General features: G+C 72.1%; 13 protein-coding genes and 1 tRNA gene. 7 read left to right on the top strand and 7 right to left on the bottom strand.

The window, feature by feature from the left end; genetic code table 11:
* The first annotated feature begins 340 nt into the window (after positions 1-340).
* From ACFWP2_RS31375 to ACFWP2_RS31360, 4 genes are all read left to right on the top strand, one after another.
* Positions 341-1,363, top strand: coding sequence for an FHA domain-containing protein (locus tag ACFWP2_RS31375; RefSeq protein ID WP_380457744.1), 1,023 nt, complete (start codon positions 341-343; stop codon positions 1,361-1,363).
* Between the two features lie 270 nt (positions 1,364-1,633).
* A complete protein-coding gene (locus tag ACFWP2_RS31370; protein WP_380457742.1) occupies positions 1,634-2,503 on the top strand; it encodes an ABC transporter ATP-binding protein in 870 nt (289 codons plus the stop codon).
* Positions 2,500-3,636 carry an ABC transporter permease gene (locus tag ACFWP2_RS31365; RefSeq protein ID WP_380457740.1) on the top strand — a complete coding sequence of 379 codons (1,137 nt, stop codon included), beginning with the start codon at positions 2,500-2,502 and terminating at the stop codon, positions 3,634-3,636. Before ACFWP2_RS31370 ends, ACFWP2_RS31365 begins: the two co-directional genes overlap by 4 nt.
* Before the next feature lie 126 nt (positions 3,637-3,762).
* Entirely contained in the window at positions 3,763-4,167 is a 405-nt protein-coding gene (locus ACFWP2_RS31360; protein ID WP_380457738.1) for a globin, read from the top strand.
* A 130-nt stretch (positions 4,168-4,297) separates the two neighbouring features.
* Here ACFWP2_RS31360 and ACFWP2_RS31355 read toward each other — a convergent pair whose 3' ends face one another.
* The 5 genes from ACFWP2_RS31355 to ACFWP2_RS31335 form a co-directional block, all read right to left on the bottom strand.
* Positions 4,298-4,990 carry a hypothetical protein gene (locus ACFWP2_RS31355; protein ID WP_380457736.1) on the bottom strand — a complete coding sequence of 231 codons (693 nt, stop codon included), beginning with the start codon at positions 4,988-4,990 and terminating at the stop codon, positions 4,298-4,300.
* A gap of 59 nt (positions 4,991-5,049) precedes the next feature.
* Positions 5,050-5,493, bottom strand: a complete 444-nt coding sequence (locus ACFWP2_RS31350; RefSeq protein WP_380457734.1) for an acyl-CoA thioesterase — start codon at positions 5,491-5,493, stop codon at positions 5,050-5,052.
* Between the two features lie 142 nt (positions 5,494-5,635).
* A complete protein-coding gene (gene ettA, locus ACFWP2_RS31345) occupies positions 5,636-7,300 on the bottom strand; it encodes an energy-dependent translational throttle protein EttA (protein ID WP_380457732.1) in 1,665 nt (554 codons plus the stop codon).
* Between the two features lie 346 nt (positions 7,301-7,646).
* Complete coding sequence (locus tag ACFWP2_RS31340; protein ID WP_380457730.1) at positions 7,647-9,080, bottom strand: Cys-Gln thioester bond-forming surface protein; 1,434 nt, start codon at positions 9,078-9,080, stop codon at positions 7,647-7,649.
* Positions 9,081-9,435: 355 nt separating this feature from the next.
* Complete coding sequence (locus ACFWP2_RS31335; RefSeq protein WP_380457727.1) at positions 9,436-10,062, bottom strand: single-stranded DNA-binding protein; 627 nt, start codon at positions 10,060-10,062, stop codon at positions 9,436-9,438.
* A 656-nt stretch (positions 10,063-10,718) separates the two neighbouring features.
* On the opposite strand from ACFWP2_RS31335, the gene ACFWP2_RS31330 reads away from it, so the two are divergent.
* Positions 10,719-10,794 (top strand) — tRNA-Arg (locus ACFWP2_RS31330).
* A 251-nt stretch (positions 10,795-11,045) separates the two neighbouring features.
* Here ACFWP2_RS31330 and ACFWP2_RS31325 read toward each other — a convergent pair.
* Positions 11,046-11,600: a TetR/AcrR family transcriptional regulator gene (locus ACFWP2_RS31325; protein ID WP_380457826.1), complete on the bottom strand. Its 555-nt coding sequence runs from the start codon at positions 11,598-11,600 to the stop codon at positions 11,046-11,048.
* A 130-nt stretch (positions 11,601-11,730) separates the two neighbouring features.
* Between ACFWP2_RS31325 and ACFWP2_RS31320 the strand changes: the two genes are divergently transcribed.
* Positions 11,731-12,285, top strand: a complete 555-nt coding sequence (locus ACFWP2_RS31320; protein WP_380457725.1) for a GNAT family N-acetyltransferase — start codon at positions 11,731-11,733, stop codon at positions 12,283-12,285.
* A gap of 80 nt (positions 12,286-12,365) precedes the next feature.
* Here ACFWP2_RS31320 and ACFWP2_RS31315 read toward each other — a convergent pair whose 3' ends face one another.
* Entirely contained in the window at positions 12,366-13,991 is a 1,626-nt protein-coding gene (locus ACFWP2_RS31315) for an MFS transporter (RefSeq protein WP_380457723.1), read from the bottom strand.
* 152 nt (positions 13,992-14,143) lie between these two features.
* On the opposite strand from ACFWP2_RS31315, the gene ACFWP2_RS31310 reads away from it, so the two are divergent.
* Positions 14,144-14,833: a TetR family transcriptional regulator gene (locus ACFWP2_RS31310; RefSeq protein ID WP_380457721.1), complete on the top strand. Its 690-nt coding sequence runs from the start codon at positions 14,144-14,146 to the stop codon at positions 14,831-14,833.
* Positions 14,834-14,842 lie beyond the last annotated feature (9 nt).

The following is a 14,842-nucleotide window of genomic DNA, read 5'->3' as shown; positions in this document are numbered from 1 at the left end:
CTGAAGACGTGACCGGGCCGGCACCCCGGCGCGACGCCGCACGGAGCCGGCCCGAAACGAGGGGGACCTGATGCCGATCTGCCCGAGGGGCCACGAGTCGCAGGCCGAGGACTGGTGCGACTTCTGCGGCTTCCCGATGACTCCGCCCGCCCCCACGCCGGGGGCGCACGGAGGCTACCCGGGGGCGCACGGGACCGACCCCGTGCCCGGCGCGCACGCCGGGCACCCGGGGTACGGCGGCGCCTCCTTCGGCGCACCGCCGCCTCCGCCGCCGATGCCGCCGGGAGCCGTTCCGCCGGGGGCCGTCCCGCCGCCCGGGGCACCCCTGCCGCCTCCGGGCATGGTGCCCCCGCCGGGCATGATGCCCCCGCCGCCGCACGGGGCCGTCGCGCCGCAGGCCGGGCCGCAGGGCCTCACCGCGGGCCTGGCCGTCTGTCCGATCTGCCGCAGCCCGCAGACCGGACGGTTCTGCGAGGAGTGCGGCTACGACTACGAGCTCTCCACGCCCTCGCACCGCCAGGTGCCCGCCGCCGGCCACACCCCGCCCGGCCCGGCCCAGCAGCCGCCGCTGAACATCCCGGCGGCCTACGGCGGCACCCCGCCGCAGGCCCCGCTCGGCCACGCCCCGGCCGGCCAGCCGCCGCACGGCCAGCCCCAGCCCGGCCAGCCCCACCTCGGCCAGCCGCCGGCCGCCCAGCAGGCCGTCGCCCCGCCCGTCCCGCAGCAGCCGCACACCTACGGCTACCCGCCCTCCTTGCCCGCCAACGGGCAGGAGGGGCTCATGCCCGAGGGCGCGTTCCCCGACACCTCGGTGCGCGAGGACTCCGGCCCGGTGTACGCCCACCCGGCCGGCCCCGGCCCGAACAGCCGCGGCGGCGACTTCGGCACCTCCTTCAACCTGGCCCCGCCCGTTTCGCAGCAGCCCCAGGAACCCGCCCCCGCCGAGCCGGTGCGGACCAACTGGATCGCCGTGGTCGCGGCCGACCGGGACTACTTCACCGAGATGATGGCCCGCAGCGGCCCCGAGGCGGCCGGCCTGTTCTTCCCGCCGTACTGCCCCGAGCGCCGCATCCCGCTGACCGGCCGCGGCCAGCTGCGGATCGGGCGGCGCAGCCAGCACCGCGGCACGGTGCCGGAGATCGACCTGTCCGTCCCGCCGGAGGACCCGGGCGCCTCGCACCAGCACGCGCTGCTCGCCGAACAGGCGGACGGCAGCTGGGTCCTGGTCGACCAGGACTCGACCAACGGCACCACCGTGAACGGCGGCGCGGAGCCGATCACCCCGCACACCGCCGTACCGCTGAACGACGGCGACCGGATCCACATCGGCGCCTGGACCACCATCACCGTGCACCGCGGCTGAACGGGACCGACGGCCCAAGGGGGGCCGGCGACCGGGAAACAGGTCGTCCACTGAAGGGCCGTCAAATCGTTATCTGACGCCCCGTCGGCGACAACTCCGGCCGGGCCGGGCGGAATTCGACATCCGCTCGGCCCGGATTTGTTTGCGCCGTCCTCAAAATGTCCGCAAATTCGCCCGCACCGGAGTGCACAGCAGCCTTCGCACCCCCTACGCTCAGGGCACATGACTGCTGCTATATCCGCTGACGGCATACGTCAGCGGTACGGGGATGTGCAGGCTGTCGACGGGGTGTCGTTCACCGTCGAGGCCGGCGAGTTCTACGGGATCCTGGGCCCCAACGGCGCCGGGAAGACCACCACGATGGAGATCCTGGAAGGCGTCCGGAAACCGGACGAGGGCCGGATCCGGCTGCTGGGCATGGAGCCCTGGCCACGCAATCCGAAACTGCTGCCGCGAATCGGCGTGCAGTTCCAGGCGACCGCTTTCTTCCGGAAACTGACGGCCCGGGAGACGATCCGCACCTTCGCGTCGTTCTACGGGGTCGGCCCCAAGCGGGCCGACGCGATGCTGGAGCGGGTCGGCCTCTCGGACAAGGCCGAGACCCTGACCGACCAGATGTCCGGCGGCCAGGCCCAGCGCCTGTCGATCGCCTGCGCACTGGCCCACGACCCGGAGCTCGTCTTCCTGGACGAGCCCACCACCGGCCTCGACCCGCAGTCCCGGCGCAACCTCTGGGACCTCCTGCGGGACATCAACGCCGAGGGCCGCACGGTCGTGCTGACCACGCACTACCTGGACGAGGCCGAGGTGCTCTGCGACCGGGTCTCGATCATGGACCACGGCAAGATCCTCCACACCGGCGCCCCGGCGGCGCTGATCCGCGAGATCGACGACACCGTCCGGATCAGCGTGGCCTCCGGCCAGCTCCCGCTCGACCGGGCCCGGGAGCTGATGACCGCGGCCGGCGCGGACATCGCCAACCTGGAGGACGACACCGTCTCGCTCTCCGTCTCCACCCGCGTTCCGGCCCCGGTGCTCAGCGTCCTCGCCGAGCAGAACGCGCTGCGCGGCCTGGAAGTGCGCGGCGCCACCCTGGAGGACGTCTTCCTCCAGCTGACCGGACGGGAGTTCCGCGCATGACCGCCACCACCTCCACCGAGCCGCAGGCCCCGGCCCGGCGCGGCGGCCCGGCCGCCGGAGAGCGGGAGCGGGTCAGCGCGTTCTGGAGCCTGTCCCGCGCCATGCTGCTGGGGATGAAGCGCGACCGCACGGCGACCTTCTTCATCCTGCTGTTCCCGCTGGTGTTCCTGGTCTTCTTCGGCACCGTGACCAAGGGCTCCGGCAGCCCGCACGCCAAGGTGGCGCAGGTCGGCGCGGTGAAGCTGTTCGACTCGATCCAGGGCGACGAGCGGGCCGGGCTCGAGAAGGTCCTCACCATCACGAAGACCGACGACGAGGCCGCCACGCTGGAGAAGGTCCGCAAGGGCGACTACGACGCGCTGATCAAGCAGGGCGCGGACGGCAAGGTCGAGCTGCGCTTCACCGCCGCCGACCAGGTCCGGGCCGGCGCGCTCCAGGGCATCCTCAACTCGGTGGTCCAGAACGCCAACCAGGCGGCCACCGGCCAGAAGCCGGCCTTCGTGCTGGACGCCCAGCAGGTCGAGGACCAGTCGCTCAAGCCGATCCAGTTCCTCACCCCCGGCCTGCTCGGCTGGGCCGTCGCCACCGGTGCGGTGTTCGGCGCCGCGCTGACGCTGGTCAACTGGCGCAAGTCCAAGGTGCTGCGCCGGCTGCGGCTGGCACCGATCAACGCCGGAACCGTGGTCAGCTCCCGGATCCTGGTCTCGCTGCTGACCGCCTTCCTGCAGACCGCCGTCTTCCTGGTGGTCGCGACGAGCTTCTTCGGGCTCAAGCTCACCGGCAACTGGTGGCTGGTCATCCCGCTGGTGGCCTGCGCGACGCTCGCCTTCATGTCGATCGGCCTGCTGGCCGGTTCGGTCGCCAAGACCGAGGAGGCGGCCAACGGCATCTCGCAGATCATCGTGCTGCCGATGTCCTTCCTGTCCGGCTCGTTCTTCCCGCTGGACGGCGCCCCGGACTGGCTGAAGGCCGTCTCCCAGGTCATGCCGCTGCACTACCTGGTCGACTCCGCCCAGTCGGTGCTCACCCGCGGCGGCGGCGTCATGGACGCCCTGCCGACCATGGGCGGCCTGCTGCTCTTCGCGGCCGTGCTGACCGGCATCTCCTGGAAGCTGTTCCGCTGGGAGGACTGACCGGAGGACTGACCGGAGGACTGACCGGAGGACTGGCCCTCCCCGGCTGACATCCACCGATCCCGACGGGGTCGTACGCCTTTCGTCCCGGTGTACGACCCCGTCGGCGTCTGCGACCATGGTCGGGTGAGAGAGATCCGGCGAGGCACGTTGAGCGAGGAGACCTTCTACGACCAGGTCGGCGGTGAACCGACCTTCCGGCGGCTGGCCCACCGGTTCTACGAAGGCATCGCCGAGGACGAGTTGCTGCGGCCGATGTACCCCGAGGAGGACCTCGGGCCGGCCGAGGAGCGGATGGCCCTGTTCCTGATGCAGTACTGGGGCGGCCCGCGCACCTACAGCGATCGGCGCGGCCACCCCCGGCTGCGGATGCGGCACGCGCCGTTCAAGGTCGACAAGGCCGCGCACGACGCCTGGCTGACCCACATGCGGGCGGCCGTGGCGAGCCTGGAGCTGCCGGCCGAGCACGAGCAGCAGCTGCTGGAGTACCTGACCTACGCCGCCGCCTCGATGATCAACACCCCGGGCTGAGCCCAGCCCCGCTGAGCTCCGGTCCCTCTGATCCCGGCCCCCTCTGATCCCGGTCCCCTCTGAGCTCCGGGCGCCGTGAGCTCGGGGGCCGGGGGCTCGGAGTCCGGGGCTCGGAGCCCCGGCGCCGGGCTTACCGGACCGGGCTGAGCCCCAGGCCCGCGCCCGGCGCGGCCGCGGTGCGCACCACCACCGAGCCCGCCGGGGCGCTCAGCCGCAGCCAGCCGCCCGCCCGGTGCACGGTCAGCGGGGCGCCGGGCCGCAGGAAGCCGATCACGTACGCGGCGTGCAGCGCGCGCAGCGGCAGCTCGGGCAGCACGGTGACCGGGCGGGACCAGATCTCGTCGGCCAGCGCGTCCAGCACCGTACGGCTGCGGTGGTGCACCGGGACGGCCTCGCTGCGCTCGCGGAACTCCCGCACCCCGGCCATGAGTTCGGGGTACACCTCGGCCACCGGCGGGGCGCCGACCGGCCGCCAGCCGGTGCGCGGCGGCAGCAGGCCGGCCCAGGCCGGACCGGTCACCGGCGCGGGCAGCGCGAGGGTGCCCGCCTCGGCGTCCACGCCGTCCAGCAACTGGCCCGCCGAGACGGTCAGGTCCACCGGCTCGTCCAGGCCGCCCAGGCGCACGGTGCGGATCGCCAGCGCGCCCGAACCGCCCAGCGGCAACCGGCCGAAGACCGCCAGCACACCGTCGCCCTCACCCGGGCCCACCGCCTGGATCCGGACGGCCGCCGCCCGGTCGAAGCGCAGCAGGCGCAGCAGGAAGGCGGAGAGGTCGGCGGCCTCCCCGGTGTCGGTCAGGGCGAGACGGGCGGTGATGTTCACGGCGGTTCAGCTCGAATCGTCAGGTCTCGGATCGTCGGGTCTCGGATCCTCGGGCGGGGTCAGACGGCGGCGGCGACCGGCTCCTCGTCCATGAAGCGGCCGAGGAACTCCCGCTCCACCGGCGAGATCCGGCGCGGCCGGCCCTCGGCCAGGTCGTAGGGGACGACCACGGTGGACGCCCGGACGTACACGATGTCGCGGCCGTCCTCGGCGACGTCCTTGATCTCGTACGAGACGGTCAGCGAGGCGACGCCGATCCTCGTCACCCAGGTCTCGATGGTGACCGGCTCGGGCCGGTGCACCAGCGGACGCTTGTAGTCGATCTCGTGGCGCGCCACCACCGAGCCGCCCGCGAACTCCCCGGCGCCGGCCGCGGCGGCCTGGGTGAACATGAAGTCGATCCGGGCCTCCTCCAGGTAGCGCAGGAAGACCACGTTGTTGACGTGCCCGAAGGCGTCCATGTCGGACCAGCGCAGCGGGCAGGGGTAGATGTGGCGGGCCACGGCAGTTCTCCTCGGTGTCCGGTCGGCCGCCGCCGTCCACCGCCGGTGGCGTGGGACGTGACGCGGCGAACGGTGGCGACGGGCCACGGCCCGGCAGGCCGCCCCGGAGGGCAGTCTGCCGGGCCGTTGTGACGGCAGGGTGTCAGCCTCGGGTCAGCTTCTTGTACGTGGCCCGGTGCGGACGGGCGGCGTCGGCGCCGAGCCGCTCGATCTTGTTCTTCTCGTACGACTCGAAGTTGCCCTCGAACCAGAACCACTTGCTCTCGCCCTCGTAGGCGAGGATGTGGGTGGCCACTCGGTCCAGGAACCAGCGGTCGTGGGAGATGACCACGGCGCAGCCGGGGAACTCCAGCAGGGCGTTCTCCAGCGAGGAGAGCGTCTCGACGTCCAGGTCGTTGGTGGGCTCGTCGAGGAGCAGCAGGTTGCCGCCCTGCTTGAGGGTGAGCGCCAGGTTCAGGCGGTTGCGCTCACCGCCGGAGAGCACGCCGGCCGGCTTCTGCTGGTCCGGGCCCTTGAAGCCGAAGGCCGACACGTAGGCGCGGGACGGCATCTCGACCTGGCCGACGTTGATCCAGTCCAGACCGTCGGAGACGACCTCCCAGAGGGTCTTCTTCGGGTCGATGTTGGCGCGGCTCTGGTCGACGTAGCTGATCTTGACGGTCTCGCCGACCTTGACCGTGCCGCTGTCCGGGGTCTCCAGGTCCTGGAGCATCTTGAACAGGGTGGTCTTGCCGGCGCCGTTCGGGCCGATGATGCCGACGATGCCGTTGCGCGGCAGGGTGAAGCTCAGGTCGTCGATCAGGACCTTCTCACCGAAGGCCTTGTTGAGGTTCTCGACCTCGATGACGACGCTGCCCAGACGCGGGCCCGGCGGGATCTGGATCTCCTCGAAGTCCAGCTTCCGCATCTTGTCCGCCTCGGCCGCCATCTCCTCGTAGCGGGCCAGACGGGCCTTGGACTTCGCCTGGCGGCCCTTGGCGTTGGAGCGGACCCACTCCAGCTCCTCCTTGAGGCGCTTGGCCCGCTTCGCGTCCTTCTGGCCCTCGACCTTCAGACGCGACTGCTTGGTCTCCAGGTAGGTGGAGTAGTTGCCCTCGTACGGGTAGGCGCGGCCGCGGTCGAGCTCCAGGATCCACTCGGCGACGTTGTCCAGGAAGTACCGGTCGTGGGTGACGGCCACGACGGTGCCCTTGTACTTCTCCAGGTGCTGCTCCAGCCAGTTCACCGACTCGGCGTCCAGGTGGTTGGTGGGCTCGTCGAGCAGCAGCAGGTCGGGGGCCTCCAGCAGCAGCTTGCAGAGCGCGACGCGGCGCTTCTCACCACCGGAGAGCTTGGTGACCGGCCAGTCGCCGGGCGGGCAACCCAGGGCGTCCATGGCCTGCTCCAGCTGGGCGTCCAGGTCCCAGGCCTCGGCGTGGTCCAGGTCCTCCTGGAGCTTGCCCATCTCGTCCAGCAGCGCGTCCGAGTAGTCGGTCGCCATCAGCTCGGCGATCTCGTTGAAGCGGTTGAGCTTCCCCTTGATCTCCTTGACGCCGTCCTCGACGTTCTCCAGGACCGTCTTGGTCTCGTCCAGCGGCGGCTCCTGGAGCAGCATGCCGACGGTGAAGCCCGGCGAGAGGAAGGCGTCGCCGTTGGAGGGGTGCTCCAGGCCGGCCATCATCTTCAGCACGGTGGACTTACCGGCGCCGTTGGGGCCCACGACGCCGATCTTCGCTCCGGGGAGGAAGCTGAGCGTCACGTCGTCAAGGATGACCTTGTCTCCGTGAGCCTTGCGCACCTTGCGCATCGTGTAGATGTATTCCGCCACGTGAGATCGCTCCGGCGTCGTCGGGAGTAATTCGGCTTGCAGCCTTCCATTGTGCCGCACCCGGCCCGGAGGCCCGAATCGCCCAGGTGACCCCACGGGGGTATCCGGAGGCGCTCGCCTCCTCTCGACGCCCTCGCCACGACCGGCGTCCGCGCCCCTTCCCGGAAATCGCGACGGCCCGGCTCCCCGCAGCGGGTGCGGGGAGCCGGGCCGGTTGCCGCGCTCGGGGCCTCGGGAGGTCGGTGCCTCCCGGCCCGCTCGGGCGGTTCAGTCGCCTCGGGCGGTTCGGCGCTCCAAGCGGTTCAGCGCTTCAGCGGTTCAGGCGCTTCAGACGCTTTCAGGCGCTTCAGGCGGTGGTGCGACCGTGGCGGCCGCGGCGGCGCAGGACGAAGACGGCGGCGCCACCGGCCACGACCAGGCCACCGGCGACGGCGGCGAGGATCGGGGTGGAGTCATTGGCACCGGTCTGGGCCAGGCCACCGGTGCCGGGGGCGGCGCTGGTGGTCGCCGGGGCCGGCTGGCCGGCGCCCTGGCTCGGGGTGCCCGACGGGGTCGCGACCGGAGTGCCGGACGGGGTCGCGGCGGGGGTGGTCGGGGCAGGGGTCGGGGTCACGCCGACCTTGCAGTCCAGGACGCCGGTGAACTGCTTGGAGTAGCCGTTCGGGCCCGTCACGCTGAAGTCGTAGCGGGTCTTCTCCTCGACCTTGACGAGCACGCTCTCGGTCTTGCCCGGCTGGACGGCGACCTGCTGCTTGCCGACCGTGACGGTGGCGGCCTCGTCACCGGTGTTGGTGACGGACACCCGCACGCCGCCGGCGGCGCACTCCTCCTTGGCGGTGCTGTCGATCAGCGCGCCCTTGCCCTGCTTCCAGGTGGCCTTGGCGCCGGCCGCGACGTTCACCTTGGTGGAGCCGGCCAGGATCATGGTCTGGCTGTGGCGGCCCTTGTTGTCCACCTTGCTCATGAAGACCCGGCCGCTGAGGACGTTGGCCTCGGCGGTGGCGTTGATGGCGGCCTTGCCGTCCGGGGTGCCGGCCGGCACGTCCAGGTACAGCGGGGTGTCCTTGCCGATCGGACCGGCCAGGGCGCCGTTGACCGGCTTGCTGTCCTTGTCCAGCAGCTTGATCTTGTCCGCGCCGTCGCCGGTGACGGTCAGCTTGACCTCGTTCGCGCTGGAGTTCAGCAGGAACGGGCCGAGCTTGCCGCCCGACTTCCCGGAGACCGAGTCCGGGGAGAGGGTCAGCGAGGGCTTGGGCTCGGCCGCGACGCCCTTGTTGGCGTCGCCGACCAGGTAGTCGCGGAGCTTCTTGGCCGTCTCGTTGCGCGGGCTGGCGTTCTTGTTGTCCGAGAACTTCCAGATCGCGGCCTGGGTGCCGGCGGCGGCGTCCGCGTCGCTCAGCTTCTCCACGTGGATGGCCGTGGCCAGGGAGGCCAGGCTCGCCTGCGGGTAGGAGTTGTCCAGGATCCAGCGGATCTTGGGGGCGTTGGCGTTGCTGTTGAGGGAGCTCGACGCCCAGTCCGCCTCGTGGTACTTGGCGGCGCTGTCCAGGTAGACCGGGTTGTCGAAGTCGATGCAGTACGTCCGGAGCTTCTCGCCCGCGCTCGTCTTGAGGGTGAACAGGCCGCCGTCGACGGTCCGGCCGTCGACGTCGATCTTCTCGCCGAGCATCTCGTTCTGGACCTCGGCGGTCACACCCGAGGTCGGGGTGTCGGCCGCGGCCGCGGTCGCCGCACCGGCCGCGAACAGGCCGCCGCCCAACGCCAAGCTGGTCGTGAGCATGACAGTGGTTATCCGGGACAGACTCCGCCCCTGCCTCTGGAACATCTGGGATCCCTCCGGGCCGGGCCGCACCGAGTGGGCGGCCCGCCGACTTGCCGTCCCGCGCGTGCCCCCTGTGGCACTGCTGCGGGTATGAACCAGACGAATCCTATTGAGCCCCGGAGGCCCCGAAACCCCCATGCGAAATCAGGACGATTCCGTATCTGGATCGTTATCAATCCCCTCAGGTCCCACACAAGCTGACGGGCTGGCAGAAACTCACGGGCGGTTTTCTGTTATCGGGTCGGATTGCGCGTGCGGGCGCAACAACCTTCTCGACCAACATATTTGTCGACAGGGAAGGTCACCCGACCGGTCAGGTCGGCACGTCCGCGGCTCCACCTCCCCACGCATTCGCCCCCGCCGCGGCCTCGCCCGGCTCCCCCGCGACCGGCCTCCCGCCCGGCGGCAGTGCCCGCACCGCGGGCGCCGCGACCGCCGCGGGGGCCGCCGAGGGCGCCGGCCCGGACGCTGCCCCGGAACCCCTGCGCGCCTCCACCGCGGTGACGATCCACTCCGGCACCACCTCCCCGCCGGGCTCCGCCCCGGCCGGCCCGGGGCCGCCCGGCGGCTGCCCGCGCACCCCCGCCGCCCACCGGAACGCCGTGGTACCACGGGTGAGATCGTGCCCGACCGATCGAGCGTCGATCTCGGCCCGGCTGCGCTTCAGCTCCCCCTCCGTCCACTCCCGCACCCGCAGCCGGCCGCTCACCAGCACCGGATCGCCCTTGGCCAGCGAGCCGATCAGATTGACGGCCAGCGCCCGCCAGGCCGTCACCGTCACCCACTGCGTCTCGCCGTCCACCCAGCACTCGCGCTGCCGGTCGTACCGCCGCTCGGTGCAGCCGAGCCGGAAGTTGGCCATCGGCACCCCGCCGCCGGTCTCGCCGTAGCTCACCTCCGTCGCCACATTGCCGATCACCGTCACATGCGTCTCGCTCACGGCACGCCCTCCGTTCTCGCCGATGCACCGTACGGAATCGACCGGTGCGCCTTGAGCGTGCACTTCGGAGGAAATCCCGGCCACGGAGTTCCGAAATCCTGTGGATAACTCGGGGGTTGTGGAAACTTTCGTCACTCGCAGGGGTGAATTTCGGCCTTCTGTCGCCTCTCCGGCCCCCGCTTCTTCGCGGCCATGACAACAAACCCGCTGCTCGCCGCCCCGCCGGCACGCCCCGGAACCCGCCGGGGAACACGCTCCGGAACGGGCCCGACGGTCGTCCGCGCACGTCATCCGACCGGCCCAACGGCGATAAAGACCCCCCACCCGCGCCGTCGGCGGCACATTCTCCGTGCCGAATCCATAACGGGTGAGGAGGCAGCCCCGTAACGACTGCACAACGTCCGGCGCGGAACACTCCCAGACCGCTGCACTCACGGCCTTCACCTGCGATTATCGGACCGCTCCACCGAACCGACACACCAACGGCGGTGTCGTCACACCCGGCCTGGGAACCGGCCACCCTTATCCTGTCCCCGACAGGGCGAGGGCCCACCAACCCCACCCCACCCTCAGGTACGGGGCCGGACAGCGTGCGCCCCGGCGCCCGCCAGCCCGATCCCGGCCACGGTCGCGCCCGCCAGGGCGCCGCCCGTCCCGCCCCCATAGCTCAGCGGATAGAGCACCCGCCTTCTAAGCGGTAGGTCGCAGGTTCGAATCCTGCTGGGGGCACCACCCGGCAATTCCGCAGGTCACCGCTCCGGCCGACACTTTCCGTGCCCACTCCGGACCACCCGGTAATCCGGTGCGCCAACCGCTCCGCGCACGCTTCGCACATCATTCGTGACGATGCGTGTCATGGTCGCCGTGAAACACGGTCAATAACGGGGTCAATCGGAACAACCGGAATTCCCGGCGAATCCCCCGCCCACGCGCGCGGGAGCGACCGGACCCGACGTGGCCGCCGCCCACTTCGCCCGACTCGGCTACCCCGCCAGCCCGGCCAGATAGGCGTCCAGCAGTTCCGCCTGCCGCTCCGCCGGGAACTCCTCCGGGGCGAACAGCGCCTGCACCACCAGGCCCAGCACGAAGGCCTGCGCCCCCGCCGCGAGCGCGGCCGGGTCGGCCTGCGCCGGGAGCTCTCCCAGCCGCTGGGCGTCCGCGACGTGCGCTGTGAGCGCCGTGCGCGAGCGCGCGTAGCGCCCCGCGTGCGCGGCCGCCAGCTCCGGGTCGGCCAGGGCGTGGTCCCAGGAGCCGACCCAGATCCGGTTGTCGGCCGCGGCCTCGCCGTCCAGCGGCAGCACGTCCAGGAGCGACGCCCGCACCCGGGCCAGCCCGACCGGCGGCGACCCGCCGTCGACCGGGGCGGTGCGCCGCGGCCTGGCCAGCGAACGCCGGTCCAGCTCCTCCAGCGCATGGCTGAGCAGGGCCCGCTTGTTCGGGAAGTAGTGCGTCAGCATCCCGGTGGAGGCGCCCAGTTCGGCGGCCACCGCGCGCAGGGTCAGCCCCTCGAAGCCCCGGGTGGAGAGCACTCGCCACACCCCCTCGGAGACTTCCGAGCGTCGCGCGTCATGGTCTCCACGGGCCGGTGTCATGGGGGCTATCGTACATACCAAACGTTTGTTATGAATGGTCTCAGCCCACCTCAGCACCACCCGTGAAAGGCCGCCCGTGTTTGCCGTACCGCTCACCGAGAACGCCGAACTGCGCCCGCTGGAGCCCTGGCAGGCCGCCGAGTTCCTCACCCACCTCGACCGTGCCCGCGCCCACACCGACCTGTGGATCCCCTGGGCCACCTTCTCGGTCGACCTGGACTCCGCCCGCGCCACCCTCCAGCGGTACGCCGACGGCCAGGCCGCCGACCAGAAGCGGATCTACGGCATCTGGCTGGACGGCACGCTGGTCGGCGGCGTGATGTTCGTGAGCTTCGACGCCAAGTCCGGCGTCTGCGAGATCGGCGCCTGGACGGAACCGGCCGGCGAGGGCCACGGGCTGATCACCGCCGCCGTCAAGCGGCTGCTCGACTACGCCTTCGTCACCCGCGGCATGCACCGCGCCGAGTGGTGGTGCTCCTCCGTCAACGTCCGCAGCCGGGCCGTCGCCGAGCGGCTCGGCATGACCCGCGACGGCGTGCTGCGCGAGTGGTACCCGTACAACGGGGTCCGCTACGACAAGGAGATCTGGTCGATCCTGGCCGCCGAGTGGACGGCCGCCGCCCAGGGCTGAGCTCCCGCGCACCCGGCGGGGCCCGGTGGACACCCCCGTCCACCGGGCCCCGCCGCACGCACCCCCGCTCGCACCCCCGCTCAGGCCGCCCGGGCCCCGACCGCCTCACCCACACCCGAGCCCGATCCCGAGCCCGCGCCCGCACCCGCACCCGCACCCGCACCCGCACCCGCACCCGGGGCAGTACCCGGCCCAGCGCCCGGGCCCGCGTCGCCGTCCAGGGCCGCGCCGCCGACCACCCGCAGCCGCCACGCCAGCAGCACCACCAGCACCAGCACCCCGCCGCCCGACAGGAACACCACGTCCACGGCGTCGGTGAAGCTGCGCACCGCGTGCTCGCGCGCGCCCCCGGTGAGCGTCCGGACAGCACCCAGCGGCCGCCCCTGCTCGCCGTCCGCGAAGACCCTGGCCAGCACGGTGCCGAAGACCGCCGCGCCCAGCGCGTTGCCGAGGTTCTGGAAGAACCGGATGCCGGTGGTCGCCACGCCCAGCTGGTGCACCGGCGCCGCCCGCTGCACCACCACGATCAGCTGGCCGATCAGCTGACCCAGGCCGCAGCCCAGCAGGGCGAGTTCGGCCATCACCGCGGGGAGCGGGGTGCTCGGCCCGCTCAGGCCGAGCAGCAGCAGGGCGAGCGCCGCGCAGCCCGCGCCGGCCGGCAGGAAGACCCCCAGCGAGTGGCCCCGGGCGAGCAGCCGGCCGGCGACCAGGCCGGAGGCCGTCATCCCGGCGGCCATCGGGATCAGGTAGAGGCTGGCGGTGGTCGGGGCGACGCCCCGGGCGAGCTGGAGGTAGAGCATCACCTGGACGATCGCGCCGATCATGGCCATCCCGACCAGGCCCTGGATCGCGAAGCCCAGCCGCACCACCGGGATCCGGAACAGCGACAGCGGCAGCACCGGCGCGGCGGCCACGGCCTGGCGCCACAGGAAGAGGCCGAAGGCCGCGAGAGTGCCGGCGGCCAGCCCGAGGATCACCGGGGAGGTCCAGGCGTGGTCCTTGCCGCCCCACTCGGTGACCAGCAGCAGTCCGACCGCGAACGCGGCGGCCAGGGCGGAGCCGAGGAAGTCCAGGCCGCCGCGGCCCGTCGCCCTCGGCAGCCGGATCACCAGGGCGACGCCGACCAGCACCACCAGGCAGAGCGGCAGGTTGACGTAGAAGATCCAGCGCCAGCTCACGTGGTCGGCGAGCAGCCCGCCGACCAGCGGGCCGATCGACATGCCCAGCCCCGCGACGATCCCGCCCATGGCGCTGCCCTTGGCGTTGGTGCCCTCGCCCGGCTCCTTGAACTGGGCGATGACGACCATGGTGACGCTCATCAGCCCGCCGCCGCCGACGCCCTGGAGGGCCCGGAAGGCGATCAGCTCACCCATCGACTGCGCCGCCCCGCACAGTGCCGAGCCGAGCGTGAAGGTGGCGACCGCCCCGAGGAGCACGCGCTTGGCGCCGTAGGCGTCGCACAGCCTGCCGTAGAGCGGCAGCAGCGCGGTGGCGGCGAGGGCGAACGCGCTGATCAGCCAGGGCAGTCGATCGACGCCGTGGACGGGGTCGAGGTCGCGGACGATCGGCACGGTGGCCGCCGAGACGATGTTCATGTCGAGCACGGCCAGCACGATCGTGATCAGGCAGAGCACCATGCCCACCTTGCGTTGGGCGGGTGTCATCAGCGCGGTGGTGCCGGGTGGTGCGGGTACGGCGGTGGCCATGGTCAAGTCCCCCCAGGGTCGGTTGAGTTCGCGTCGGGGCCGGGGCGGTCGGCGACGCGTCCTCACCATGGCAGCATTCTTGTACCCGGTCAATTCTTCATCCCGACCAATCTTTCTGCCCGGTCAACATTTGAGCCTGGTACAGTCCCCCCATGGCGATGCGACCCGCTCAGGACTTCGGCCCCGACGTCGACCTCGACGCGCTCCCGCTGCGCGAGCGCAAGAAGTTCCAGACGGGCATGCGGATCTTCCGCACCGCCGTCGCGCTGTTCACCGAGCGCGGCTTCGACCAGGTCTCGGTCGCGGAGATCGCCGCCGCCGCCGAGGTGTCCAAGATGACCGTCTTCAACTACTTCCCCACCAAGGAAGACCTGGTCATGCGCCCGATGGAGCAGCACCTCGACGATCCCGCCCGGGCGGTGCGCGACCGCGCCCCGGGCACCTCGGCGGTCACGGCGCTGCGCGAGCAGTTCCTCGCCGCACTCGAGCGCTTCGACCCGGCCTCCGGGCTCAACGACGACCCGATCGTGCTCGACGTGGTCCGGCTGATCCACCGCACCCCGGCGCTGACCGCACGCGCCACCCACGGCTTCGACCAGCTGGCGAGCGCCGCGCTCGGCGCCGAACTGCGGGCCCAGGACCCGGCCCAGGACGAGCTGACCGCCCGGGTCGCCACCGCCCAGGTGCTGGCCGTCCGGGTCGCGCTGATCGCCGCCAACCACCGGCGGATGCTCGCCGGCGAGCGCGCCGCCGACGCCCTGCCCGCCGTGCTGGAGGAGGCCCACCGCGCCTTCGCCCTGCTCGAACACGGCCTCGGCGACTACTGCGCCCGGGCCACCTGAGAGAGTTGG

Source organism: Kitasatospora sp. NPDC058444, assembly GCF_042721415.1.
In the GTDB taxonomy this organism is placed as follows: domain Bacteria; phylum Actinomycetota; class Actinomycetes; order Streptomycetales; family Streptomycetaceae; genus Kitasatospora.
The sequence above is the reverse complement of the archived record's forward strand: the minus strand, read 5'-3'. Positions and strand labels throughout refer to the sequence as shown.

Bases quoted from the DNA above. Each gene is read 5' to 3' on its own strand.
- ACFWP2_RS31375 (WP_380457744.1), top strand. From the start codon at position 341: ATGGTGCCCCCGCCGGGCATGATGCCCCCGCCGCCGCACGGGGCCGTC.
- ACFWP2_RS31340 (WP_380457730.1), bottom strand. From the start codon at position 9,080: ATGCTCACGACCAGCTTGGCGTTGGGCGGCGGCCTGTTCGCGGCCGGT.
- ACFWP2_RS31315 (WP_380457723.1), bottom strand. From the start codon at position 13,991: ATGGCCACCGCCGTACCCGCACCACCCGGCACCACCGCGCTGATGACA.
- ACFWP2_RS31365 (WP_380457740.1), top strand. From the start codon at position 2,500: ATGACCGCCACCACCTCCACCGAGCCGCAGGCCCCGGCCCGGCGCGGC.
- ACFWP2_RS31310 (WP_380457721.1), top strand. From the start codon at position 14,144: ATGGCGATGCGACCCGCTCAGGACTTCGGCCCCGACGTCGACCTCGAC.